The sequence below is a fragment of the Terrabacter sp. Ter38 genome (assembly GCF_024519435.1).
In the GTDB taxonomy this organism is placed as follows: Bacteria; Actinomycetota; Actinomycetes; order Actinomycetales; family Dermatophilaceae; genus Terrabacter.
The window spans coordinates 386,425-409,615 of record NZ_JALJRZ010000002.1; the positions used below are offsets into that span (position 1 = coordinate 386,425).

At 70.5% G+C, this 23,191-nt stretch carries 21 protein-coding genes; 16 read left to right on the forward strand and 5 right to left on the reverse strand.

Features of this window, described 5'->3' with window-relative positions:
- The first annotated feature begins 155 nt into the window (after positions 1-155).
- The 5 genes from NR112_RS06695 to NR112_RS06715 all read left to right on the forward strand — a co-directional run bounded on the left by NR112_RS06695 (position 156) and on the right by NR112_RS06715 (position 4,622).
- Positions 156-494 (forward strand): MmcQ/YjbR family DNA-binding protein, encoded by a 339-nt coding sequence (locus tag NR112_RS06695; protein ID WP_256793202.1) that lies wholly within the window; start codon positions 156-158, stop codon positions 492-494.
- Positions 495-582: 88 nt separating this feature from the next.
- Entirely contained in the window at positions 583-1,533 is a 951-nt protein-coding gene (locus NR112_RS06700; RefSeq protein ID WP_256793203.1) for an alpha/beta hydrolase, read from the forward strand.
- A 400-nt stretch (positions 1,534-1,933) separates the two neighbouring features.
- Entirely contained in the window at positions 1,934-2,839 is a 906-nt protein-coding gene (locus tag NR112_RS06705) for an ROK family protein (RefSeq protein WP_256793339.1), read from the forward strand.
- The gene (locus NR112_RS06710; protein ID WP_256793204.1) at positions 2,836-3,792 is read left to right on the forward strand and encodes a 1-phosphofructokinase family hexose kinase; all 957 of its coding nucleotides are present in this window, start codon (positions 2,836-2,838) and stop codon (positions 3,790-3,792) included. The genes NR112_RS06705 and NR112_RS06710 overlap by 4 nt, the downstream gene beginning before the upstream one ends.
- A complete protein-coding gene (locus tag NR112_RS06715; RefSeq protein WP_256793205.1) occupies positions 3,789-4,622 on the forward strand; it encodes a class II fructose-bisphosphate aldolase in 834 nt (277 codons plus the stop codon). Before NR112_RS06710 ends, NR112_RS06715 begins: the two co-directional genes overlap by 4 nt.
- A gap of 139 nt (positions 4,623-4,761) precedes the next feature.
- Here NR112_RS06715 and NR112_RS06720 read toward each other — a convergent pair whose 3' ends face one another.
- Positions 4,762-5,661, reverse strand: coding sequence for an SIS domain-containing protein (locus NR112_RS06720; RefSeq protein ID WP_256793206.1), 900 nt, complete (start codon positions 5,659-5,661; stop codon positions 4,762-4,764).
- Positions 5,662-5,791: 130 nt separating this feature from the next.
- Here NR112_RS06720 and NR112_RS06725 point away from each other — a divergent pair, with 130 nt between their 5' ends.
- The 4 genes from NR112_RS06725 to NR112_RS06740 all read left to right on the forward strand — a co-directional run bounded on the left by NR112_RS06725 (position 5,792) and on the right by NR112_RS06740 (position 9,929).
- Positions 5,792-6,592, forward strand: a complete 801-nt coding sequence (locus NR112_RS06725; RefSeq protein ID WP_256793207.1) for a DeoR/GlpR family DNA-binding transcription regulator — start codon at positions 5,792-5,794, stop codon at positions 6,590-6,592.
- A gap of 163 nt (positions 6,593-6,755) precedes the next feature.
- Positions 6,756-8,021, forward strand: coding sequence for an extracellular solute-binding protein (locus NR112_RS06730; protein ID WP_256793208.1), 1,266 nt, complete (start codon positions 6,756-6,758; stop codon positions 8,019-8,021).
- 13 nt (positions 8,022-8,034) lie between these two features.
- Positions 8,035-9,030: a carbohydrate ABC transporter permease gene (locus NR112_RS06735; RefSeq protein WP_256793209.1), complete on the forward strand. Its 996-nt coding sequence runs from the start codon at positions 8,035-8,037 to the stop codon at positions 9,028-9,030.
- Entirely contained in the window at positions 9,027-9,929 is a 903-nt protein-coding gene (locus tag NR112_RS06740) for a carbohydrate ABC transporter permease (RefSeq protein ID WP_256793210.1), read from the forward strand. The genes NR112_RS06735 and NR112_RS06740 overlap by 4 nt, the downstream gene beginning before the upstream one ends.
- A 24-nt stretch (positions 9,930-9,953) precedes the next feature.
- On the opposite strand, the gene NR112_RS06745 is transcribed toward NR112_RS06740, so the two are convergent.
- Both NR112_RS06745 and NR112_RS06750 read right to left on the reverse strand, forming a co-directional pair.
- The gene (locus tag NR112_RS06745; RefSeq protein ID WP_256793211.1) at positions 9,954-11,381 is read right to left on the reverse strand and encodes a hypothetical protein; all 1,428 of its coding nucleotides are present in this window, start codon (positions 11,379-11,381) and stop codon (positions 9,954-9,956) included.
- Positions 11,382-11,497: 116 nt separating this feature from the next.
- Positions 11,498-12,397: a class I SAM-dependent methyltransferase gene (locus NR112_RS06750; protein ID WP_256793212.1), complete on the reverse strand. Its 900-nt coding sequence runs from the start codon at positions 12,395-12,397 to the stop codon at positions 11,498-11,500.
- Between the two features lie 139 nt (positions 12,398-12,536).
- Between NR112_RS06750 and NR112_RS06755 the strand changes: the two genes are divergently transcribed.
- The gene (locus tag NR112_RS06755; protein ID WP_256793213.1) at positions 12,537-13,007 is read left to right on the forward strand and encodes an SRPBCC family protein; all 471 of its coding nucleotides are present in this window, start codon (positions 12,537-12,539) and stop codon (positions 13,005-13,007) included.
- A gap of 69 nt (positions 13,008-13,076) precedes the next feature.
- Here NR112_RS06755 and NR112_RS06760 read toward each other — a convergent pair whose 3' ends face one another.
- Positions 13,077-13,490, reverse strand: coding sequence for a cupin domain-containing protein (locus tag NR112_RS06760; RefSeq protein WP_256793214.1), 414 nt, complete (start codon positions 13,488-13,490; stop codon positions 13,077-13,079).
- Positions 13,474-14,397, reverse strand: coding sequence for a helix-turn-helix transcriptional regulator (locus NR112_RS06765; protein WP_256793215.1), 924 nt, complete (start codon positions 14,395-14,397; stop codon positions 13,474-13,476). Before NR112_RS06765 ends, NR112_RS06760 begins: the two co-directional genes overlap by 17 nt.
- Positions 14,398-14,568: 171 nt before the next feature.
- On the opposite strand from NR112_RS06765, the gene NR112_RS06770 reads away from it, so the two are divergent.
- The 6 genes from NR112_RS06770 (at position 14,569) to NR112_RS06795 (ending at position 23,128) form a co-directional block, all read left to right on the forward strand.
- Positions 14,569-15,588, forward strand: a complete 1,020-nt coding sequence (locus NR112_RS06770; RefSeq protein WP_256793216.1) for a zinc-dependent alcohol dehydrogenase family protein — start codon at positions 14,569-14,571, stop codon at positions 15,586-15,588.
- Positions 15,589-15,791: 203 nt separating this feature from the next.
- Entirely contained in the window at positions 15,792-16,145 is a 354-nt protein-coding gene (locus tag NR112_RS06775) for a cyclophilin-like fold protein (protein ID WP_256793217.1), read from the forward strand.
- A 5-nt stretch (positions 16,146-16,150) separates the two neighbouring features.
- Complete coding sequence (locus NR112_RS06780) at positions 16,151-16,726, forward strand: sugar O-acetyltransferase (protein ID WP_256793218.1); 576 nt, start codon at positions 16,151-16,153, stop codon at positions 16,724-16,726.
- A gap of 323 nt (positions 16,727-17,049) precedes the next feature.
- Complete coding sequence (locus NR112_RS06785) at positions 17,050-17,712, forward strand: HAD family hydrolase (protein WP_256793219.1); 663 nt, start codon at positions 17,050-17,052, stop codon at positions 17,710-17,712.
- A gap of 488 nt (positions 17,713-18,200) precedes the next feature.
- A complete protein-coding gene (locus NR112_RS06790; protein ID WP_256793220.1) occupies positions 18,201-20,948 on the forward strand; it encodes a S8 family serine peptidase in 2,748 nt (915 codons plus the stop codon).
- 272 nt (positions 20,949-21,220) lie between these two features.
- The gene (locus NR112_RS06795; protein WP_256793221.1) at positions 21,221-23,128 is read left to right on the forward strand and encodes a CocE/NonD family hydrolase; all 1,908 of its coding nucleotides are present in this window, start codon (positions 21,221-21,223) and stop codon (positions 23,126-23,128) included.
- Positions 23,129-23,191: the final 63 nt, after the last annotated feature.

A 23,191-nucleotide genomic window follows, 5' to 3' on the forward strand; every position in this document is an offset into this window, starting at 1 on the left:
CCGTCGAGGTCGCGACAGGGGCAGGGTATGCCGTCGCGTGCGTCCGCGGAAGGGGTCGGGGAGGGTGCCGGGCGCAGGAGCGAGCGGGTCCCTCGGAGTCAGAGGCTTCGGACGGCGTGTCGCCCGGGCGTGCATGGCAGGGTGGAGGGGTGCCCGTGACCATCGACGACGTACGGCGCGTGGCCGAGCAGCTCCCTCGCTCGTACGAGGTGCTCGTCCACGACCGCGTGAAGTTCCGTGTCGGCAAGATCGTGTGGCTCGCGTTCTCCGCCGACGAGACGCAGATGGGGTTCGCCTTCCCCAAGGAGGAGCGCGACGTGCTCGTCGCGAGCGAGCCCGACGTCTTCCTCATGCCGCGCCGGTCCGATCTGCGCTTCAACTGGGTCGAGGTGCGGCTCGACGCGCTCGACGTCGACCGGATGCGCGAGATCGTCATCGACGCCTGGCGCCTCGTGGTGCCCAAGACGGTGGCGCTCGCGCGCGCCGGGAACTGAGGCGGCTCGTCAGGCGTCGAGCCCGGCGACCTGTCGCGATCGTTCTACCTGCTGGACCCATCTGCCCCTCACCGCACGGGAGAACACCATGAGCACCACGCCAGCCGCCACGCCCGCCGTCACCTCCGTCATCACCGACACCGAGCGCGCCGAGGTCGAGGCCGCCAACGCGAGCGGCCGTCAGCCCGTCGTCTTCGTCCACGGCCTCTGGCTGCTCCCGAGCAGCTGGGACGCGTGGCGGGAGCACTTCGAGTCCCTCGGCTACGCCACGCTCGCCCCGGGCTGGCCCGACGACCCCGAGACCGTCGAGGAGGCTCGGGCGCACCCGGAGGTCTTCGCCGGCAAGACCGTCGGCCAGGTCACCGACCACGTCGCCGACGTGATCCGCCTGCTCGATCGCGAGCCGGTCGTCATCGGTCACTCGTTCGGCGGCCTCATCACCCAGAAGCTCGCCGGCCAGGGACTGGCCCGAGCCTCCGTCGCCGTCGACCCGGCGCCCTTCCGCGGTGTGCTGCCCCTCCCCTTGTCGGCCCTTCGCGCGAGCTCCCCCGTCCTGATGAACCCGGCGAACTACAACCGGCACGTGTCACTGACCTTCGACCAGTACCGCTACGCCTTCGCCAATGCCGTCAGCGCCGAGGAGGCCGCCGACCTCTACCGCACGTATCCCGTTGCGGCGCCGGGTCGCCCCCTCTTCCAGGCCGCTACAGCGAACGTCAACCCGCGCACCGAGGCCAGCGTCGACACGGACAGCCCCGACCGCGGCCCGCTCCTCGTCATCAGCGGCGAGCAGGACCACATCGTGCCGTGGGCCATCGCGCACGCCTCCTACAAGCGCCAGCTGAAGAACCCGGCTCCCACCGAGATCATCGAGATCCCGGGGCGCGGGCACTCGCTCGTCGTCGACAGCGGCTGGCGCGAGGTCGCCGACACCGCGGCCGCCTTCCTCGCTCGCCACGGCGCCGGGCCTGACGCGGCCCCGGACGCGGCCCCGGACGCGGCCCCGGACGCAGCCGCGGACGCAGCCCCCGACGCCTGAGACCCAGCGCGGTCAGCCGATCCGGTGTGCCGCGGACGCTCGCGGACCCCGCTCGTCCTCCCCCGCTCGAGACAGAACTCGTTGCCCTCGGGCACCGGGATGAAGAGCAGGGCCGCCCAGAACGTCGCGAGGGCGCGCGAGTCGGCGCCGTCGAACGTGATGCTGTGGATCCCCAGTGCCATTCGCAGCGTCGTCCCGACCGCGTTCGGCTGCAAGCCGTTTGCGTATGCCGCGTGCCGGCGTCCCGGGGGCGGGCCACGTCATGCGCTGCCCGACGTCGCGAGCGGCGGCCGGCTGGGGGTGGCAGGCTGTGCCGCGTGCCCACCGTGCCGCTCGCTTGTCCAAATGTGCTCGATCATGTGTTCAACCGTGCAGTAATACGCATAGAATGCGCGTCGTGATGCGCGAAGCAGTGGTCGGGATCGACGTCGGCGGCACCCGGATCAAGTCGGCTCTCGTGACCCCCGACGGACAGGTCCTCGCCGAGGCCTTGCGGCCCACGCCCGAGAAGGTCGGCGACCAGCTCGGCGAGGTCGCCGCCAAGGCCGTCGTCGAGCTGACCGCCCGGATCGACGATGCCGTCGACCTGCTCGCCGTCGGGGTCGCCGTGCCCGGGCTCGTCGACGACGTCACCGGCATCGGGGTGTGGTCGGCCAACCTCGGCTGGCGCGACCTCGACCTGCGCGGCGGCATCGCGGCGCACGTCGACGTGCCCGTCGCCGTCGGCCACGACGTGCGCTCCGGGCTGCTCGCCGAGCACCGCCTCGGCGCTGCGCGCGAGGCCGACAACGTGCTCTTCGTGCCGCTCGGCACCGGTCTCGCGAGTGCCATCCTCTGCCGGGGCCAGCTCGTCACCGGCTCGCTGTGGACGGGCGAGATCGGCCACATCGTCGTCGTGCCCGACGGACCGCTCTGCGCGTGCGGTCAGCGCGGTTGCCTCGAGGCGCTCTCGAGCGCCGGCGCCATCGGTCGCCGCTGGTCCGAGGCGACCGGTCTCGTCGGCGACGCCGAGGAGGTCGCCCGCCGCGCCGAGGCCGGCGAGCCCGAGGCGCGCCGCATCTGGCAGGAGGCCATCGACGCGCTCGCCATCATGGTCGCCCCCGTCGTGGCGGCTGCCGGCACCGAGCTCGTCCTCATCGGCGGCGGGCTCGTCCACGCCGGCGAGACCCTGCTCGAGCCCCTGCGCACCGCCCTCACCGCCCGCCTCGGCGGTCGCGACGACGTCGCCGTCCACGCCGCCGCCCTCGGCGACCGCGCGGGCTCGCTCGGCGCCGCGACCATCGCCCTGGACCTCGTCGGTCGATGATCATCACCTTCACGCCCAACCCGGCGCTCGACATCACGTATGCGGTCCCCCTCGTCGCCCTCGGTGACTCCCATCGCGTCGCCTCGGTGAGCGAGCGCGCCGGCGGCAAGGGGCTCAACGTCGCGGCGGTGCTGACGTCCATGGGCTGCCGGTCCGTCGCGGTGGCGCCCGTCGGCGAGATGGACCTGGACCTCTTCGCCTCGGACCTCGGCGCGCGCCGCGTGCCGCACCGGCTCGTCCCGTCACCGTGCCCGACCCGTCGGTCGGTCGCTGTCGTCGAGGCGAGCGGCCGGGTGACCCTGCTCAACGAGCCCGGCATCGGCCAGTCGCAGCGGGTCTGGGACCGCGTCGCCGACGAGATCGCGGCGCTCGCCCCGGAGGCGTCGACGCTGACCGTGTCGGGCAGCTTCCCGCCGGGCACCGACCCCGACCTCGTCCGCCGGGTCACCCGCGTGGCCCACGAGGCCGGTCTCCGCGTCGTCCTCGACGTGAGCGGGGCTCCCCTGTCGCGCGCCCTCGCCCTGGGGCCCGACCTCGTCAAGCCCAACCGCGTCGAGGCGGCCCAGACCCTCACCGGGCTCGGCCGCGGCGAGGTCCCTTCCGTGCCCGGGGCGGCCCGCGCGCTCGTGGCGGCCGGCGCGCGCGCCGCCGTCATCAGCGACGGCACGAACGGCTTGGTCCTCGTCCACGACGACGTCGCCCTCCGGGCCCACCTGCCGCGGCCACTGTCGGGCAACCCGACCGGCGCGGGCGACGCCCTGACGGCGTCGCTCGCGGCCGACCTCGACGGTGACGGCGACCTGCCGCAGGGGCCCGAGGCGTGGGCCGCGGTCCTGCGCCGCGGCGTCGCTTGGTCGGCCGCGGCCGTGCTCCAGCCCGTCGCCGGCGCCGTCGACCCGGCCGACGTCACCCGTCTGCTCCCCACCGTCGAGATCGAGGAGATCCGTCTGTGACCCGCTCCGCCCTGACGCCCCTGCTCGCCGAGGCGTCCGTCGCCGGCCGTGCCGTGGCGGCCTTCAACGTCATCCAGCTCGAGCACGCCGAGGCCTACGCCGCGGCGGCCGAGCGCGTCGGGCTACCCGTCGTCATGCAGATCTCCGAGAACTGCGTGCGCTACCACGGCGCGCTCGCACCGATCGCGGCGGCGACGCTCGCCATCGCCGACGCGTGCAGGCAGCCGGTCGTCGTGCACCTCGACCACGCCGAGGACGTCTCGCTCGTCGAGGAGGCGGTCCGGCTCGGCCTGACGTCGGTGATGTTCGACGGCTCGACCCTCGCGGACGACGAGAACCGGGCCGTGACCCGTCGCGTCGTCGAGCTCTGCCGCGCGGCCGGGGTCAGCGTCGAGGCCGAGCTCGGGGAGGTCGGCGGCAAGGACGGCGTCCATGCGCCGGGCGTGCGCACCGACCCGGACGACGCGGCCCGGTTCGTCGCCGACACGGGCGTCGACGCGCTCGCCGTGGCCGTGGGCAGCAGCCATGCGATGACCGACCGCACCGCCGAGCTGGACACGGATCTCATTGCGGCACTGCGCCGCTCGGTCCCGGTGCCGCTCGTGCTGCACGGCTCGTCCGGGGTGCCCGACGGGGGGCTCGTGGCCGCGGTGCGGGCCGGGATGACCAAGGTCAACATCGCGACGCACCTCAACCAGGTCTTCACGCGGGCGATGACCGAGCGGCTCGAGGCATCGCCCACGGTCGACACGAGGAAGTACCTCGGCGCCGCCCGCGACGCCGTCACGGACGAGGCCGCCCGCCTGATGGCCCTCCTGGCGCTCCGCTGACCTCGGTCCCCACCCCTCCCTCACCGTCGAGAGGCCAAACTTCGCCGGTGCGCGCGCGTCGAGAGGCCAAAGTTCGTCGCGAACTTTGGCCTCTCGACGCGCCGGGACCGGCAGACTCTGGCCTCTCGACGGTGTGGGGTCAGGTGAGGACGATGCTCCTCGTCAGGTTGCGGGGGGCGTCGGGGTCGAGGCCGGCGGCGTCGGCCTTGCCGAGGCACAGCCGGTGCAGGCGCACGAGGTCGGCGAGCGGGTCGATGTCGCGGTGCTCGAAGTGGGCACCGGTCGCGTGCACCTGCTCGGGTAGGCCTTCCGGCACCTCGCCGAAGGCCCACACGGCCCGTCCCGGCGCCGCGATGCTGATCGGTCCGTGGCGGTACTCCATCGCCGGGTAGGACTCGGACCAGAACTGCGCCGACTCGCGCAGCTTGAGCGCGGCCTCGTTGGCGATGCCGTTGGACCAGCCGCGTCCGAGGAAGGTGACCTGCTCCGACGGCGCCAGGTGGCCGTATGCCGTCGAGGCGTCCTCCGCGAGGACGGCTCGGGCCTGCTCGGCCACCGGTCGCAGGTCGTCACCGAGCGAGGCGCGCAGCAGGGCGAGCGTCGTCGTGGCGAAGCGGGTCTGCACGACGCTCTGCTCGTCGACGTCGTCGAGCAGCACCGTCGCGTCGGAGCGCTCGGCCACCGGGGTGCCGGCCGTCGCGACGATCGACACGTGCGGGGTGCCCGAGGCGCGCAGCTCCTCGACGACGGCCATGACCTCGGTCGTCGTGCCGGAGCGGCTGATGAGGACGACGCGGTCGTAGCCGCGCGCGACCTGGTGCTCGGAGGCGGCATACGCGTCGGTGGGGCCCTGGCCGAGGGCCTCACGGCGGGCGGCATACGCCTGTCCCATGAACCACGACGTGCCGCAGCCGATCGTCGCGACCCGCTCGCCGGGGCGCGGCAGGTGCCGCGCGACGTCGTCGAGGCGCGTGACGACGCGCTCCCAGTCGTCCGGCTGCGTGGCGATCTCCTGGGCGAGGTGCGTGGTCTGCGGCATGGTGGCTCCCGACGGTTCGACGGTCACACGGCTCTCGCCGTGGCGGTGTTGATTGTGTTTGCGCGAAACACAGCGTAAACGCGCAGAGATGCACATGTCCATTGCTCGAACTGCGCGGTATCGTCAGCGCGTGACCGAAGAGAGCGATCTCGCCCGCAACCGCGCCAGCCGCTGGTCGATCATGCTCGACCGCCTCGCCACGACCGGCCGCCTCGGCGTCGGCGAGGCCTCCGAGCTGCTCGGGGTCAGCGAGGCCACGATCCGGCGCGACTTCTCCGAGCTCGCCAAGCGCCAGCTCGTCGCCCGCAACCACGGCGGGGTCGTCGCGACGAACGTCGCCTACGAGCTGCCCTACCGCTACCGCAGCAGCATGGCCGACGACGACCGGACGCGGATCGCCGAGGCGGCGGCGGCTCTCGTCCTGCCCGGCCAGGTCATCGGCCTCAACGGCGGCACGACGACGACCGCGACGTCGCGCGCGATCACGGCGCGCGAGGACCTCGCGGCCGACGGCGAGATCACGATCGTCACCAACGCCCTCAACATCGCGACCGAGGCGGTGCTCCGGCCTCACGTCCAGTGCGTGTCGCTCGGCGGGGTCGCCCGTCCCGAGTCCTACGAGGTCACCGGCCCGCTCGCGACGCTCGTGCTCCACCAGCTGTGGCTCGACGTCGCCATCGTCGGCGTCAACGGTCTCTCGGCCCGCGAGGGGGCGACGTGCCGCCACGAGGAGGAGGCCGCCATCATCCGCACGATGATCGAGCGGTCGAAACAGGTCATCTGCGTCGCCACGGGTGACAAACTCGGAGCGCGTACCTTCGCCTCGATCTGTCCTGCCGAGCGCATCGACCACCTCATCACTACGGTGGGCGCTGACCGCGGCGAGGTCGACGCCCTGCGCGAGGCCGGTGTCGAGATCCACCAGGTCTGACGCGACGACGCCTCGTTTGCTTGATTGTGATCGAAACAATGAACATTCAGTCAGAATTGCTCTTGCGGATGGCGAACACGCCGATCTAGGTTGTCCTCACCGTGTGACCGGGTCGGCGCGTCACCACGCTGCCACCACGTCCGGCACCGAACCAAGGAGAGACATGAGGTCGACGAAGCAGTCTGTGGTCGTCGCGGGGCTGGCCATCGCAGGCCTCGCCCTCGGCGCTTGCGGCGGAGGGACAGGTGCCGGGACGGCACCGGGGGGCACTGCCGGCAGCACCGGCGAGGAGGCCAAGACGATCAAGCTCGTCGCGGCCGAGTACTCCAAGGACCACACGAAGGCGTTCTGGGACGCCTTCGCCAAGACGTACCACGACAAGACCGGCTACACCCTCGAGGTGCAGGTCGTCAGCTGGGACAACATCGACCAGCAGTCCTCGACCATGATCCAGAACAACCAGGCCCCCGACATCCTCAACCTCAACGCGTACGCCAGCTACGCCAAGGACGGCCTGCTCTACGACTCCGACGCGGTGCTCCCCGCAGTGGTCAAGGACGACATCCTCGACACGTTCGTCAAGTACGGCACCTACCAGGGCAAGTTCTACGGCTTCCCCGACCTGTCCTCGGCCCGCGCGTTCTTCTACAACAAGACGCTCTTCCAGCAGGCCGGCATCGCCGCGCCGCCGAAGACGTGGACCGAGCTCGAGGCCGACGCCAAGAAGATCACCGCTCTCGGTGGCGGCAAGGTCGGCTACGCGCTGCCCCTCGGCCCCGAGGAGGCGCAGGGCGAGTTCTCGATGTGGCTGTTCAACAACGGCGGCGACTGGAAGACCGACGGCAACTGGGTCATCAACTCCGACAAGAACGTCGCGACCCTGGACTTCCTCAAGAAGCTCGCCGACGAGAAGGTCACGCAGAACAACCCGGCCCGCACCAACCGCGCCGACGCCTTCGACCTCTTCAAGTCCGGCACGGCCGGCATGGTCATCGGCTTCAGCCCGCTCGCGGCCGACCTCGACAAGGACAAGAAGGTCGACTACGCGGTCGCGCCGTTCCCGTCCAACGACGGGACCGAGAGCAAGACCTTCGGTGTCACCGACTACCTCATGGCCTTCAAGAAGCCGGGCAACGAGAAGGCGGTCAAGGCCTTCTACAACCTCTACTACACGCCCGACCAGGTCAACACCTTCATCAAGGCCGAGGGCTTCCTGCCGGTCACGAAGTCCGGCGTCGCGTACTTCTCCAACGAGAAGGCGCTGCAGGTCTACCTCAACACGCTGCCCAACGCGAAGCTGACGCCGACCGACGACCCCACGTGGGACAAGGTCAAGCTCGCGGTCCAGCAGAACCTCGGTGGCGCCATGAACGGCTCCCCGAAGGCCACCCTCGACGGTCTGCAGCGGACCGCCGAGAGCGGCGGCTGAGGCACCCGCCCCGATGAGTGACAGCACCACGGTGTCCCCCGGTCCCGCCCCCGTGGCGGGGTCGGGGGACCGTCGTTCGCGTATGCCGTCCCGCGGCGGTCGTCGGCGCCGTGCGGGACGCATCGGCCAGGTCCACCCCCTCGTCGCGCTGCTGTGGCTCGCGCCGGCACTCGCGCTCATCCTCGGGGTCGTGCTCTACCCGGCGATCAAGCTCTTCGACGCCTCCCGCGGCGAGTACTCCATCACCGGCCTGCGCAAGGGTGACGCCGGCTGGGACAACTACGTCAAGGTGCTCGACCACCCCGACCTCGGCACGGTCCTGCGCAACACGGTCGTGTGGGTCGTCGCGGTCGTGGCCATCACGATCGTCCTGAGCCTCGCGCTCGCCCAGTTCCTCGTGAAGAGCTTCCCGGGACGACGGTTCGTCCGGTGGGCCGTCATCATCCCGTGGGCCGCATCTCTCGTCATCACGAGCCAGCTCTTCGTCCTGCTCTACGACTACAACTACGGGATCATCAACCACGTCCTGCTGAGCCTGCACGTCATCGGCACGCCGATCGACTTCCTCGGTGACGACAGCTGGACGATGTTCTCGATGGTGGTCGTCGGCGTCTTCGTGTCGCTGCCGTTCACGATCTTCGTCTTCATCGCCGGCCTCGGAGCGATCCCCGACGACGTCATGGAGGCAGCCACCGTCGACGGCGCAAGCCCGTGGCAGCGCTACTGGAACATCACGCTGCCGCTCATGCGCCCGGCCCTGATGATCGCGACGGTGCTCAACGTCATCTACGTCTTCAACAGCTTCCCGATCGTCTACACCCTCAACGACCGCAACCCGGGATACCTCCACGACACGACGATCACGTTCATGTACAAGCTGGCCTTCAAGAGCCAGGAGCACGACGTGGGCATGTCCGCGGCCGCGGGGATCTTCAACGTCCTGCTCATCCTCGTCGTCGTCGGCATCTACCTCAAGATCATCAACTGGCGCGAGGAGACGAGCCGATGAGCACGACGACGGCCCCCGCGCCCAGCGCTGCGGGCACGCCTGCGCCGCAAGGTGACCCGACGGCGCGCAATCGGGACCCCAAGCGGCGCAAGCGGATCCTCATGGCGGTGGGTGGTGCGCTCGTCGCGTTCGTCTTCGTCGCGCCGTATCTCGTCATGGTGCTCGACTCGCTGCGCACGAGCAGCGACGTCAAGAGCACGCCGCCGAGCTTCCTCCCGAAGGTCTGGCAGTGGGACACCTACGCCCAGATCCTCGGCGACGAGCGTTTCCTCAACTGGCTCAAGACCTCGCTCATCGTCGCGACGGGCTCGACGATCATCGTCATCCTCGTCGCCATCCCTGCGGCCTTCATGACGGCCCGCCACCGTTTCCCCGGGCGGGGCCTCTTCCTGCTCGTCGTGCTCGTGACCCAGATGTTCGCGCCCACCTCGCTCGTCGTCGGCCTCTACCGGCAGTTCTTCGAGCTCAACATGATCAACACCTACGGCGCGCTCATCCTCACGAACGCCGCGTTCAACCTCGCCTTCGCGATCTGGATCCTGCACGGCTTCTTCTCCTCGATCCCGCTCGAGGTCGAGGAGGCGGCGGCCCTCGACGGCGCGAGCCGGTGGCAGATCCTGCGCCGGGTCATGCTGCCGCTGACGCTGCCGGGCCTCGTCACGGCGACGATCTTCACGTTCATCGCGGCGTGGAACGAGTACGTCGTGGCCCTGACGCTCATGATCGACGACGACAAGAAGCCGCTGACCGTCGGCATGCGGGCCTACATCACCGGCTACGAGCAGCACTGGGACCAGCTCTTCGCGGCGTCGGTCATCGCCGTCGTCCCGGTCGTCATCCTCTTCGCGATCATCGAGAAGCACCTCGTCGGCGGCCTCACCGCGGGGTCCGTCAAGTAGTCGCTGCGTCCCCGCCGGCCGGTCTCAGATCCAGGCCGGTGGGGGCGGGACGACGACGCCGACGACCGACCCGAGGTCGACGACGTGCGTCCCGGCTGCCTTGATGCGCAAGCACTCCGCGGGCGCGCACCAGCGCGGCACGACGCCAGCCTGGGCCTGGCGCACCATCATCCGCAGCGTGCCGGCCATGATCGAGCCCTTGCTCGTGGCTCGCTGCGCCGGGTCCTGGTAGAGCACGACGGGGCGGCGGGTGCCCGACGGCCCCGGCGCGGTCGCGCGGTCGACGAGGGCGGCATACTCGCTCCGGGTCTGTTGGTGGGCGCCGATGTCGGCCCGCCACGTCAGGACGCCGAAGACCGTGAGCGCGGCGAGGCAGGCGATCCCGATGCGGGGCGACCAGCCGACGCCCCCGAGCAGCAGGGCCGCCGGGACGAGGACGGCCATCCACGCCCAGAGTTCGCCGCGCGGGTCGGTGACGACGCCCGTGACCACGGTCTGCGCGCCGCTCAGCGCGACGACGACCGCGAGCCCGACCACGAGACGCAGCAGCAACGGCCGGATCGTACGGTCGAGCCACGCGGCGACGACGGCGACGATCCCGACGAGGGCGGCGATCCACAATGCTGACCCGAGGCGGAGCACCTCGCGCGCGAACCGGCCGGCGTTGACCCGCAGGGTGTGCAGGTCGTGGATCGGGTTGGGGTGTCGCCACGCGGCGATCTTGAGGCCGAGGTGCCCGAAGAAGATGCCGTTGAGGCCGTAGATGACGGCGACGCCCACGGCGTACGCCACGACGTAGCCACCGGCGAGCAGCAGCACGTCCTTCCACGGGCGGGCACGCAGCTGGACGACGGCCGCGAGGAAGAGGACGACGCCCACCGGCGGGTAGGTCAGGGTCGTCAGGACGGTGGCGAGCAGGAGCCACACCGCGAGCCTGGGCGGCGTGCGCGAGGCCCACGGCAGCGTCCACACCGCGGCGGCCGCGACGAGGACCGACGGCGTGAGGGTTCCGGGCCAGTAGACCAGCTGCACCCAGAGCGCGGACGCGAAGACCGCGAGGCCGAGGAGCGCGTCGACCGCCCAGTGCAGCGTGCGGTCGACCGGGCGCAGCACGCGCCACAGGCCGGCGACGAAGAGAATGTATGCCGTCACGTACGTCAGCGACGCCGTGAGCGGCGTGCTGTGCTGGCCGATGCCGACCCACCAGGCCCAGTTGAGCCAGCGGCCCTCCGAGAGGTTCTTGGCGTAGACGTTGGACGCGAAGGGCGTGTGCGGCGGCAGGAGGAAGGGCCAGTCGTCGCGGCGGATGAAGGGCACGACGGCCTGGGTCACGGCGTCGGTGAGGACGACGGCGAGGACGAGCACCGCGGTGACGACGAGCCACCGGGGCGGCAGCCAGCCCGGTCGGGCGGTGCGTGCGGTGCCGGTGGCAGCCGCGGTCGGTGCCGTCATGTGCGGACCCGTTCACAGGAGGGAGGAGCGGTGCCTCCACGGTACGCAGGTGCGGTGGACCAACCGGGCGTCTTCGTGCTCTGCCCAGCGACTTCCCAGCGGACTCACCGCCTCGATCAGCCCGAGCGTGCTCCGAGACGAGCCACGGCGACTCGACCGTTGGCGAGTGATGTCGCACTGGCGTACGGGGTGTCACACCGGGTCGTGCTCTCGAGGAGACTGACATCGCTGTCGACGACCCAGCCGCGGTCGGCCAGGAGCCGGGCGATCTGTCGCTCTGACCACAGGGACCGCCACGGCTCGCCGGCCAGTGGTGACGGTGCACCCGACAGCCGGGAGGCCAGTCCCGCCACCCGACGCCCGACCTGTGCCGACAGCGAGCGCGACTGGTACTGGGCGACGAGGGCGTTGCCGGCGGCGGAGCTGCCGGTGACGGCGTCGACGGTGGCCGTGACCTGCTGGCGCGAGAGGTAGGGGATGACGCCCTCCCAGATCCATGCCGTGGGTCGGAGCGGGTCGTGCCCGGCGGCGGCCAACCCCGGACCGAGCGGCTCGTGCGTCAGGTCGACGGCCACGAAGCGTAGGTCGCACAGCGGGGCAGGAAGGCTCTCGGCGCGCCGGCGCAGGTCGGCTTGGGATGCCGGGTGGTCGACCGAGAACACGGTGGTCCCGGCCAGCGCGGCCAGGCGCCACGGTCGCCCGTCGAGCCCGGCGCCGAGCAGGACGACCTGCCAGTGGCCGCCCTGCTCGAGGGTCCGACTCACGGCGGTGTCGATGAGCACGGTGCGCGGCGCCATCACGGCCGCGCAGGCGCTGACCGCCTGCACGGAAAACCGCTGGCGGCGGTCGTCGGGAAGCTCACCGCGTCGGGCCAGCCGGACCGGCTCGAGCTCCGCCTCAGACAACAGCCGCTCGGCGACGGGGTCGGCGAACGGCTCGACCCCGACTCGCCCGTCGGCCACGGCGCGGCCCTGACAGACGAAAACCGCCGTCCGGCTCGGTTGTCCCGGTTTCACGTGTCGACCCTACGACCGGTCGTCGGCGAGACGGGGACGGCCGGGGGCAGGGGCGGCGAGGAGGCTATGACAGATCGCTGCGGATCACGCACGACCTGCCTACGCTGGGAGTGGTCGCCGCACCGATCGAGGAGGCTTCATGGCTGGGAGCGTGATTCGGTTCGAGGCGCAGACGGTGATCCGTCGGCCGGCGAACGAGGTGTTCGAGCGGCTGGCCGACCTGCCCGGCTACCGGCAGTGGATGCACCGGGACGGCGTGTTCGGCGGCACGGACCTGACCTCCGCGCTGCCCGTCCGGGCCGGCACGACGTACGTCGACCGGACGCGGATGGGCCGTTTCGTCGGGGAGGTGACCGAGCACGCGCCGACCTCGCGCCTCGCGTTCAGCGAGACGTTCAGCATCTTCGGTCACCCGCTCACCCAGGCGCGCCCGAGCTACGTGCTCGAGGTCGACGGCGATGACACGGTCGTCCACCACACCGCCGAGGCGGAGCTCTACGGAGTGGCTCGCGCGTTCAAGCCGGTGGCCGCGCGGATGGTGACGCGGGAGCGGTCACACACCCTCGCCTCCCTCAAGCGCTCCCTCGAGGGCTCATCCGAGACCGAGTAGCAGGTCGCCTCCGCGGGCCCCTGGGCGTCCCTGGCCGGGCCGCTCGTGTCGGCGGCAGGACTGGGTCGGTCACCCGGTGATCGAGGGCGCGGCGGCATACTCCTCGTCGGTGACGGGGGTCAGCCAGTGCACGACGTCGTGGTCGGCGTCTCCTTCGTTGATGGCGACGTGCACCATGAGCCGGGTGGGCGCGGCGCCGTGCCAGTGCTCCTCGTCGGCCTCGAAGAGGACGCGGTCGCCGGGACGGATGACCTCGATCGGGCCGCCGCGGCGCTGGCAGAGGCCGACGCCCTCGGTGACGAAGACGGTCTGGCTCAAGGGGTGGCGGTGCCAGTGGGTGCGGGCGCCGGGCATGAAGTGCACGAGGTTGGCCGAGACGCGCGACGGGCTGGGCGCGGCGGCAACCGCGTCGATGTAGACGTCGCCGGTGAACCAGTCGCTCGGGCCCTTGACGGTGTCGACGGAGCTACGGGTGATCTGCATGAGTTTCCTTCTGACTGTTGGGGATCGAGGTGTCGGTGGTCACGGTGGGTCTCGGAGTGCCTGCGGCCCAGGAGGCGAGCAGCTGGAGGCGCTCGGCCGAGGGCGAGCCGGGCTCAGCGGTGTAGACCATGAAGACGAGGCCGGGCTCGGCGGTGACGGCGAGCTCCTCGTAGGCGAGGGTCAGCTCGCCGACGACCGGGTGGTTGAAGCGCTTGGTGCCGGTGCCGTGGGTGCGCACGTCGTGGGCGCTCCACAGCCGCCGGAAGACGTCGCTGCGGGTCGAGAGCTCGCCGACGAGGTCCTGCAGCCCGCGGTCGTGCGGGTCGCGGCCGGCCTCGGCGCGCATGATGCCGACGCACATCCCGGCGAAGAGCTCCCAGTCGGGATAGAAGTCGCGGCTGGCCGGGTCGAGGAACTGGAAGCGGGCGAGGTTGGGCAGCCGCCCGCCCTCGCCGATGACGGGCGAGTAGAAGGCGCGCCCGAGGGAGTTGGTGGCGAGCAGGTTCTGGTGCGGGTCGCGGACGAAAGCGACCGCGTCGTGGATCGACTCGAGCGCCCACTGCAGGCTCGGGCGGGAGGCGGGCTTGCCGGTCGCGCGTCGGCGCGGGCGTCCCGACGTGGGTATGCCGTCCGCTGCCCTGGCGAGGTCGAGCAGGTGGGCGCGTTCCGCCTCGTCGAGCTGCAGGGCGCGAGCGAGCGCGTCGAGCACGCCGGCCGAGGCGCCGGCGATCTGACCTCGCTCGAGGCGGGCGTAGTACTCGACGCTGAGGCCGGCGATGGTCGCGACCTCGCTGCGCCGCAGACCAGGCACGCGACGGCCGCTGCCGGCAGGGAGGCCGACCTGGTCGGGGGTGATGCGGGCGCGGCGGGTCATGAGGAACTCGCGCACCTCTCGGCGGTTGTCCACGACCCCGAGACTAGGCCGGGTCGGAGCGCTCATCGAGCCGCGAGAGGTGCCCTGTCAGTACGTGCCCCGACAGGGACTTCCTCCGGGTTCCGGTGGCGGCTTGACTCGTGGGGTGGGCCGTGGGGCCCGGCGGGCCGTGGGCTCGCGACGAGACGATGGAAGGAACACGCGATGCGTGGAGTGGTCATGTACGAGCCCGGGGACGTGCGAGTCGAGGAGCGCGAGGACCCGCAGATCATCGAGCCGACCGACGCGATCATCCGACTGACGGCGACGTGCATCTGCGGCAGCGACCTGTGGCCCTACCGCGGCGCCGAGCCGGTCGACCACCAGGTCATGGGGCACGAGTACGTCGGTGTCGTCGAGCAGATCGGCTCCGAGGTCCGCACGGTCAAGCCCGGCGACTTCGTCGTGGGGTCGTTCTGGGCCTCGGACAACACGTGCGAGATCTGCCGGGCCGGCTACCAGGCGTACTGCGTGCACCGCGTCCTCATGGGCACGATCGGCACCCAGTCCGAGCTGGCGCGGATCCCCCTCGCGGACGGCACGCTGGTGGCGACGCCGGGGCAGCCGGATGCCGACCTCATCCCCTCGCTCATGGCGGCCTCCGACGTGCTCGGCACCGGGTGGTTCGCTGCGGTGGCCGCCGAGGCGGGCCCGGGCAGGACCGTGGCCGTCGTCGGCGACGGCGCGGTCGGGCTGATGGGCGTTCTCGCGGCCCGCGAGCTGGGGGCCGAGCGGATCATCGCCTTCAGCCGGCACGCGGACCGACAGGCGCTCGCGCGCGAGTTCGGTGCCACCGACATCGTCGAGGAGCGCGCCGAGGCCGGCGTGGCGCGGGTCAAGGAGCTGACCGGCGGCCTCGGGGCGCACTCGGTCATCGAGGCCGTCGGCACGCAGGAGGCGATGATGCAGGCGATCCACTCGACGCGGCCGGGTGGCCACGTCGGCTTCGTCGGGGTGTCGCACGACGTCGCCATCCCCGGGGACGAGCTCTTCATGGCCGGCGTCCACCTCCACGGCGGACCGGCACCGGTTCGGGAGTACCTGCCGCACCTGATCCAGCTCATCTGGGACCGGAAGATCAACCCCGGCAAGGTCTTCGACCTCACCCTGCCGCTCTCGGAGGCTGCCGCTGGCTATGCGGCGATGGACGAGCGTCGGGCGACCAAGGTGTTGCTGACGTTGTGAGTGTGGGCTTGCTCTCGAGAAGGACGCACGGCCCGATGGTGGCCCTCGGGCTGACGACGGTCCTGACCGCGGGCTGTGGCTCGACGGTCGAGACCGTCGACGCCCGGGAGGCGCCCGGCCGCGCGCAAACCATCGCGACCGCCACGACACCGCATACGCCATCCACCACGCCTCCGTCGACCGACCACGCAAAGGACCAACAGGTGAAGATCGTCATCACGCTCGGGGGTCAGCGCCTCGGCGCCACCCTCAGCGACAGCGCCGCGGTGCGTGATCTGCTCGCACAGCTGCCGGTCACCGTCGACATGGTCGACCACGGCGGGGTGGAGAAGACGGGACCGCTGCCGTCACCGCTCTCGCTCGACGGGCAGCCCGAGGGGGCGGACCCGGACGTCGGAGACGTGGGCTACTACGCCCCGGGCAACGACCTCGTCCTCTACTACGGCGACCAGTCCTACTTCCCGGGCATCCACGTCCTCGGCCGCCTGGACGAGGGCGCCGCTGTGCAGATCGCCGACCAGCGGGGTCCCGTCACGGTGACCGTCGAGGCCGGGTGAGGGCGGTGCAGCTGCAGGAGTTCCTCGACCACGTGAACGCCGGACGCCTCATCGAGGGCGGCTCGGAGGAGCACGAGTTCATGCACGCTGCGTCGCAGGAGGCGCTGCGGACGCTCGCCGAGCTGAACGGCGCCTACCGAACGCCCGAGGAGGTGCGGGCGCTGCTCTCCCGCCTGACCGGTCGGGCGGTGGCTGAGTCGGTCACCGTGTTCCCGCCGTTCTACTCGGAGTTCGGCAAGAACCTCACCCTCGGCGAGGGCGTCTTCATCAACATGGGCTGCCGCTTCCAGGACACCGGCAGCATCTCCATCGGAGACGGGTCGCTCATCGGCCACGGCAGCACGCTGACGACGCTGAACCACTCGATGGACCCGGCGCGGCGCGCCGACATGGAGCCGGCGCCCGTGACGATCGGCCGCAACGTGTGGCTGGGAGCCAACGTCACGGTCGTGCCCGGCGTGACCATCGGCGACGGCGCCGTGATCGGCGCCGGAGCGGTCGTGACCAAGGACGTTCCAGCCGACACCATCGCCGCCGGAGTCCCGGCCCGCGTCATCCGCCCCACCGGTTTCACGGCGTGACTGCCGGCAGGAGACGTGCCGACGTGATGGTGTTTTGCGGCACGTGACAAAGGGCATGGTGGGGGTATGCGCCTGCGGGATCACCACAAGGGAGACCTGGCCCTGACGGCACTGACCTTGGCGGTCGCCGCGGCGGCAGCTGCCAGCGAAGCAGCCCGCTGGGCAGCTCGCCGTCATCGTCGACACCACGGCTCCGGGCAGTCGATGCGTCCCACGGGGAAGTAGGCCGGCAGCGCTGAGCCGACGGTCTCCGGCCGGCCCGGCTTCCATCGTCCAACCGCGCCCGGGCTGGTGACTGCTGCCCCGCGGGGTATGAAGGTGCCATGGCGGATACGGCGATCTTCGATGTCGACGGCACTCTCGTGGACACCAACTACCAGCATGCGCTGGCGTGGTTCCGCGCCCTGCGCCGCTACGACATCACTCGGCCGATGTGGCGCATCCATCGCGGCATCGGGATGGGTGGGGACCAGTTCGTCTCGGCGGTCGCCGGTCGTGAGGCCGAGGAAGCCCACGGGGACGACTTGCGCGAGGCGTGGGCAGAGGAGTTCGACGAGCTGATCGGCGAGATCCAGCCTTTCGAGGGCGCGCACGAGCTGTTGGCCGAGGTCAAGGAGCGCGGCTTCCGGCTGGTGCTCGCCAGCTCGGGCAAGACCCAGCACGTCGAGGCCTTCCTCGACCTCATCGACGGCAAGTCGCTCGCGGATGCCTGGACGACCTCGGACGATGTGGAGAAGAGCAAGCCCGAGCCGGACATCGTGGCCGCCGCCCTGGCCAAGGTCGATGGCGCCAGCGCCATCATGGTGGGGGACTCGATCTACGACGCCCAGGCGGCGGCCAAGCTCAGCATCCCGACCCTCGGGGTCCGCACCGGCGGCTTCTCCGTCGGTGAGCTGCAGGAGGCCGGCGTCCTGCAGGTCTTCGACTCGCTGGTGGCCTTCCGCTACGCCCTGGATGGCACCCCGTTGGCCCGCGCCAGCCGCTGAGCGTGGCGGGTGGAACCATTGGATGTCGGTTGAGCTCCCAGTCCACTCGCCTCTGCCGAGGCGGGCACCGCTTGCGCGTCCACGGGGCTACCCCACACGCAGCGGGATCCCGGCGCTCGAGTTTTTCGATTCGTCTCTCGGAGGGATAAATCGGACGATACATTCCGATCTCGGCCCGCCGCAGTCCTGCGCGGGAGATCAATGCCGCGCGTCAGTCCACCCGGGCCGCGCGGGCCATACAGGGGAGTTCTTCTATGGGCGCTCGTCGCCGATGCTTTGTTGCGGCTACCGTCGCAATGGGCCTGTTCGTCCCGGCGGGATCAGCGGCAACCGCGGCTGACGGCAGCACTTCGCCGACCACGAAGCGAGAGCGGCTGGAGGAGCTGCACGGCCAGCCCGCCAGAACACCGGCGCCGCCGGGACGAGGAACAGGCGGTCGGTTGGGCGGCCTTGCGGCGCAGCGTGACTCCGACCGGATCGTACTGTCGGTGAAGGTCCGAGACGGTGCCGGCGCAGCCAAGGCCCTGACCGAGGTCTCACGGTCAGCCACAGCACAAGGTGGTGTTCAGCGGCGCATGATGCGCCAGCTGGCCACCGTGTCCGTGGAGGTCCCGAAGGCTGATGCGGCGTCCATGGCCGCCACCCTGCGTCAACGCCCTGACGTCGAGCAGGTCGACATCGTCAAGCGCAGAACGCTGACGTTCGTGCCCAATGACGAGAAGTACTCGGCCAGCGCCCCCTACCTCGAGGCGGTCAATGCGCCGTCCGCGTGGGACGTGCAGCATGGTGACTCTGCCGTGCGCATCGCCGTCGTCGACAGCGGCCTCGACGTGAACCACCCCGATCTGACCGACCGAGTGGTCGGTACCTACAACGCGTTCGACGGCAGCAGTGACGTCGTCGACGAGATCGGCCACGGCACCTTCGTCGCGGGCGTCGCAGCCGCGACCGCCGACAACGGGATCGGCATCGCCGGCGCGTCGATGGGCGCAAGCGTGATGGCCGTCAAGGTCGCAGACCCGTCCGGTCAGGTGTGGACTGACACCGAAGCCGCCGGCATCATCTGGGCTACCGACCACGGCGCGAACGTCATCAACATGAGCTTCTCCGGCGACACGCCCGACCAGGTCGAGTCCGACGCGGTCGCGTACGCCGTGAGCAAGGGGGTCCTCGTCGTTGCCGCTGCGGGCAATGACGCCGACACGCTCCCCAGCTACCCCGCTGCCTACCCCAGCGTCGTCGCCGTGGGAGCCACCGATGCCGTCGGCCACCGGGCGTCGTTCTCCCAGTACGGCTCTTGGGTCACCGTAGCCGCGCCAGGCACCTCCATCACGAGCACGTCGCCCACCAGCGCCAGCTCCGGCTTTCAGCTCGACTACGACACCGCGGACGGCACCTCGTTCTCCGCACCGCTCGTGGCCGCTGAGGCGGCACTGCTGTGGTCGCGAAGCCGCAGCGCGAAGGCCGCAGACATCCGTGCAGCCATCGTGACCACCGCGCACGGTTACACCGGTCTCGGGCTCGGCACAGGGCAGGTCGACTTCCGCGCCGCTCTCGACGCGGTCGCGCCGAACACCGTGCCTGCGCTGACCACCCCCGCCGACGCATCGTCCGTCACAGGCGTCGTCAGCCTGACCGCAGCCTCCACCGCACCCAAGGTCCGCTTCTTCGTCGACGGCGCTCCCCTGGGTGCGCCCGTGCCCGCAAACAGCGGCACCGCTACGACCAACTGGTCCACGTGGGGGCTGGCCAACGGCGCCCACACCCTGCGCGCTGTCGACTGCAGCCCGAAGGACCTGTGCAACACGGCGGGCACCCAGGTCGCCGTCACGCTGGGCAACGCGGCGCCCGTCATCACCTCGCCGCGGCCGTCGCAGCTCGTCTCCGGGTCCGCGACGTTCACCGCGACCGCGCCAGGCGGCGCCGTGGCCTTCTTCATCGATGGTGTACGCCGTGGGCAGGACACCAGCTCGCCGTACGCCCTGACCTACCCGGTGAGCGCGCTCACCGATGGAACCCACACCGTGAAAGCAGTCAGCTGCACGACCGCCGGCACCTGCAGTGGCCCCACCTCGACCGCGGTGTCGTTCAAGAACCAGTCACTGCACCCCAAGTTCACGGGGATCAGCCCGAGCGTGTTCAGCCCCAACGGCGACGGTCGCTCCGACACCACGAAGCTCACGTACTACCTGCCCGACAGCGAGACGGTGAAGTACCAGGTCCGCAACGCTGCCGGCGCTGTGGTCCGCGGCCCCGGTAGCCTCGGCACGCTTGCCGCGGGCACCCGCAGCTTCGTCTGGAACGGCCTGCTCAACGGCGGTGCACGCGCCACGAGCGGCGCCTACAAGGTTGAGCTCGTCACGACGCGGACGACGAGTGCCGGCACGTTGCGCGGCCTCGCCACGATCAACGTCCGCGTGGATCAGGTTGCCCCGACGATGAGCTCCATCACGGGTAGCGGTTCCGGGTTCTACCCGTACCCGGACACCTACCGTGACACGTTCGCGCCGGCCCTCACCTTGAGCGAGTCCGCGACCATCACCCTGACGGTCCGCACCAGCGGCGGGACCCTGGTTCGATCCGTCAGCGGCACTCGAGGCACCGGCCGGGCGAGCATCACCTGGAACGGCCGCAACAACGCAGGTTCCCTCGTCACTGCCGGCACGTACTACTGGACGTTGACCGCTCAGGACCCAGCCGGCAACCGGCGCTCCAGCGCCAAGTACTCCGTCACCGTGAGCAGCAAGCGGCTCGTGACGAAGACGGCAACGCTGGACAAGCGAGGCACCCAGTTCTACACCGCCGGCGGCAGCGACGACTACTGCGCCGGAGCGAGCCTGAGTCTGTCGTACTTCCGCCCCTACGGTCTGTGGCTGGCCAACACGTGCAGCGCGTCCTACGACGGCTACCAGATTGCCGGAGCGGTGTACCGCTTCTCGGTGCCGTCCGCCGTCAGCTACAGCTCGCTGAAGGTGCAGACCTACGGGTTCTCGATGGATACGTCGACGCTCGGTGCCGGCTTCACGAAGTGGGGCACCTCGAACTACGCGTTCACCCCCGAGATCTCCACCGGCACGGCGAGCGCGTGGCGCACCATCGGTTCAGTGTCCGCGTCCGGGCTGGTGAACTCCTCACGGGCCGTGGAGACGACTCTGTACGTGCCGAACGACTACTACGACAACGACTACGACATCAGCTACGTACGACTCGTCGTCACCTACAAGGTGCTCGCCTGACGGGGCGGACGTCGCAAGCGGACATCTGAGCTGCACTCTGGAGCCGGTACGGCAGCACCTGCTGTGCCGGCTCCCGCGTGCCGACCAGCCGGGTCTTTGCCCGGCCACTGGCCCCGTCAGGAGCGAGACGGTGGAGTGACAGTCAGACAGGAAAACGGACAACGAGGCATCTGGTTCGTCGTGTCCTCCTTTTCCGGACATTTGCTCGATACGTTGTGAAAGCCCCTCACCCTCAAGGGACATCGCCGGTTCCGGGGGCAGGAAGGACTCACATGAAAGCCAGGATCCTTGCCCTCGCCAGCTCCCTCGCCGTGGCCGCGCCGTTGGCCATCGGGACACTGAGCGAGGCACACGCCGCACCGACGAGCGCCACCGACACCGCGCCCGTCACGCTCGTCGACGGGATGACGTCGCCGAGGTACGACTACACGACCGCCATCCGCGAGACCGTCTGGGTCGACGCGCCCGACCTGGACGGGGACGGCAAGGCCGAGCGGATCGCCACCGACATCATCCGGCCGCGCGAGCTCGACGGCACCGCACGGGTGCCGGTCATCATGGACGCCAGCCCCTACTACCTCAGCCTGGGCCGGGGCAACGACAGCGAGTTCAAGGAGTACGCGGCTGACGGCAGCCCGACGAAGTTCCCGCTCTACTACGACAACTACTTCGTGCCCCGCGGCTACGCGTTCGTCGCCGTCGACATGGCCGGCACCGCCCGGTCCACCGGGTGCACCGACGAGGGCGGTCGCTCCGACGTCGAGTCAGCCAAGGCCGTCGTCGAGTGGCTCAACGGCAAGGGCAGCGCCCACGACTCGAGTGGCGCTCTCGTCCAGGCGACGTGGAGCAACGGCAGCACCGGGATGATCGGCAAGTCCTATGACGGGACGCTCGCCAACGGGGTCGCCGCCACCGGCGTCGACGGACTCAAGACGATCGTGCCGATCAGTGCGATCAGCTCGTGGTACGACTACAGCCGCTGGCAGGGCGCCGTGAAGTCGCGCCACTACGCCAGCAGCCTCTCGCGCACCATCGCGCAGCGCCGCACGATCCCCACGGACTGCTCGGCGCGGCTGGCATACATGGACGCCAACGACGCCGACTCCACTGGCGCCTACACGGACTTCTGGGCCGAGCGCGACTACCGTGACGGCACCTTCTACGACGCGTCCAACGTCAAGGCGAGCGTCTTCATCGTCCACGGGCTCCAGGACACCAACGTCAAGACCATGAACGCCTCCAAGTGGTGGGAAGCATTGGGGCAGAGTGGAGTCAAGCGCAAGATGTGGCTCAGCCGCCTCGGCCACGTCGACCCGTTCGACCACGACCGTCAGGAGTGGGTCACCACCCTCAACCGGTGGTTCGACCACGAGCTCATGGGGATCGACAACGGGATCGATCGCGAGCCTGCCGTCCGCGTCGAGACCACCCCGAACCAGTGGGAGACCTCGAAGACGTGGCCGATCCAGTCCGCGCGCACGATGTCGCTCAACCCGCGCAAGGACGGCACGATGGCCCTCGGCAAGCAGGACCCGGGCACAGCCCCCTATGTCAACAACTCCCGCCTGTCCGAGACCAACGCCGTCTCGCTCACCGCGAACCCGAACCGCGTGCAGTTCCTCACCGGAGCGCTGACGAAGGACGTCCGGATCTCCGGCACCCCCACGGTCGACCTCGGCGTGACCCACACGGCGCCCGTCGGCCAGGTCTCCGTCATGCTCGTCGACTACGGCGCGATGGACCGGGTGAGCGCCACCGGTGACGGTGCCCTGACCCTGGCCACGGAGACGTGTTGGGGCGGGGCCATCGCCACGGACGACGCCTGCTACAAGGACGTCACCCGTCGTCTGCAGAGCACCCAGCTGCAGGTGCTGGCTCGCGGTTGGGCCCGTCTCGACGGGGCCGGCAAGCACCAGGTCACCGTCGAGCTGGCAGCCAACGACGTTGTCGTCCCGGCGGGGCACCAGCTGGGTCTCGTCGTGAGCGGGGCGAGCAACGGCGTCATCGCCGTCGACACCAGCTCAGGGACGTATGCGGTCGACCTGCGGTCCACCCGGCTGAACCTGCCCGTCTCCGGCCCGATGAGCGGATTCGCTCCCGGACACCTGAACGCCAAGGACGCCGACAACCTGGCCCGAGGCACCCTTCCGGACCTGGACGAGACCGTGTGGCCCCGGTGATCTGGCGCTCACGCACGGTCTCTCGTCCCTGACGCCGCCTTCCAGAACGAGCGGCCCCCACTC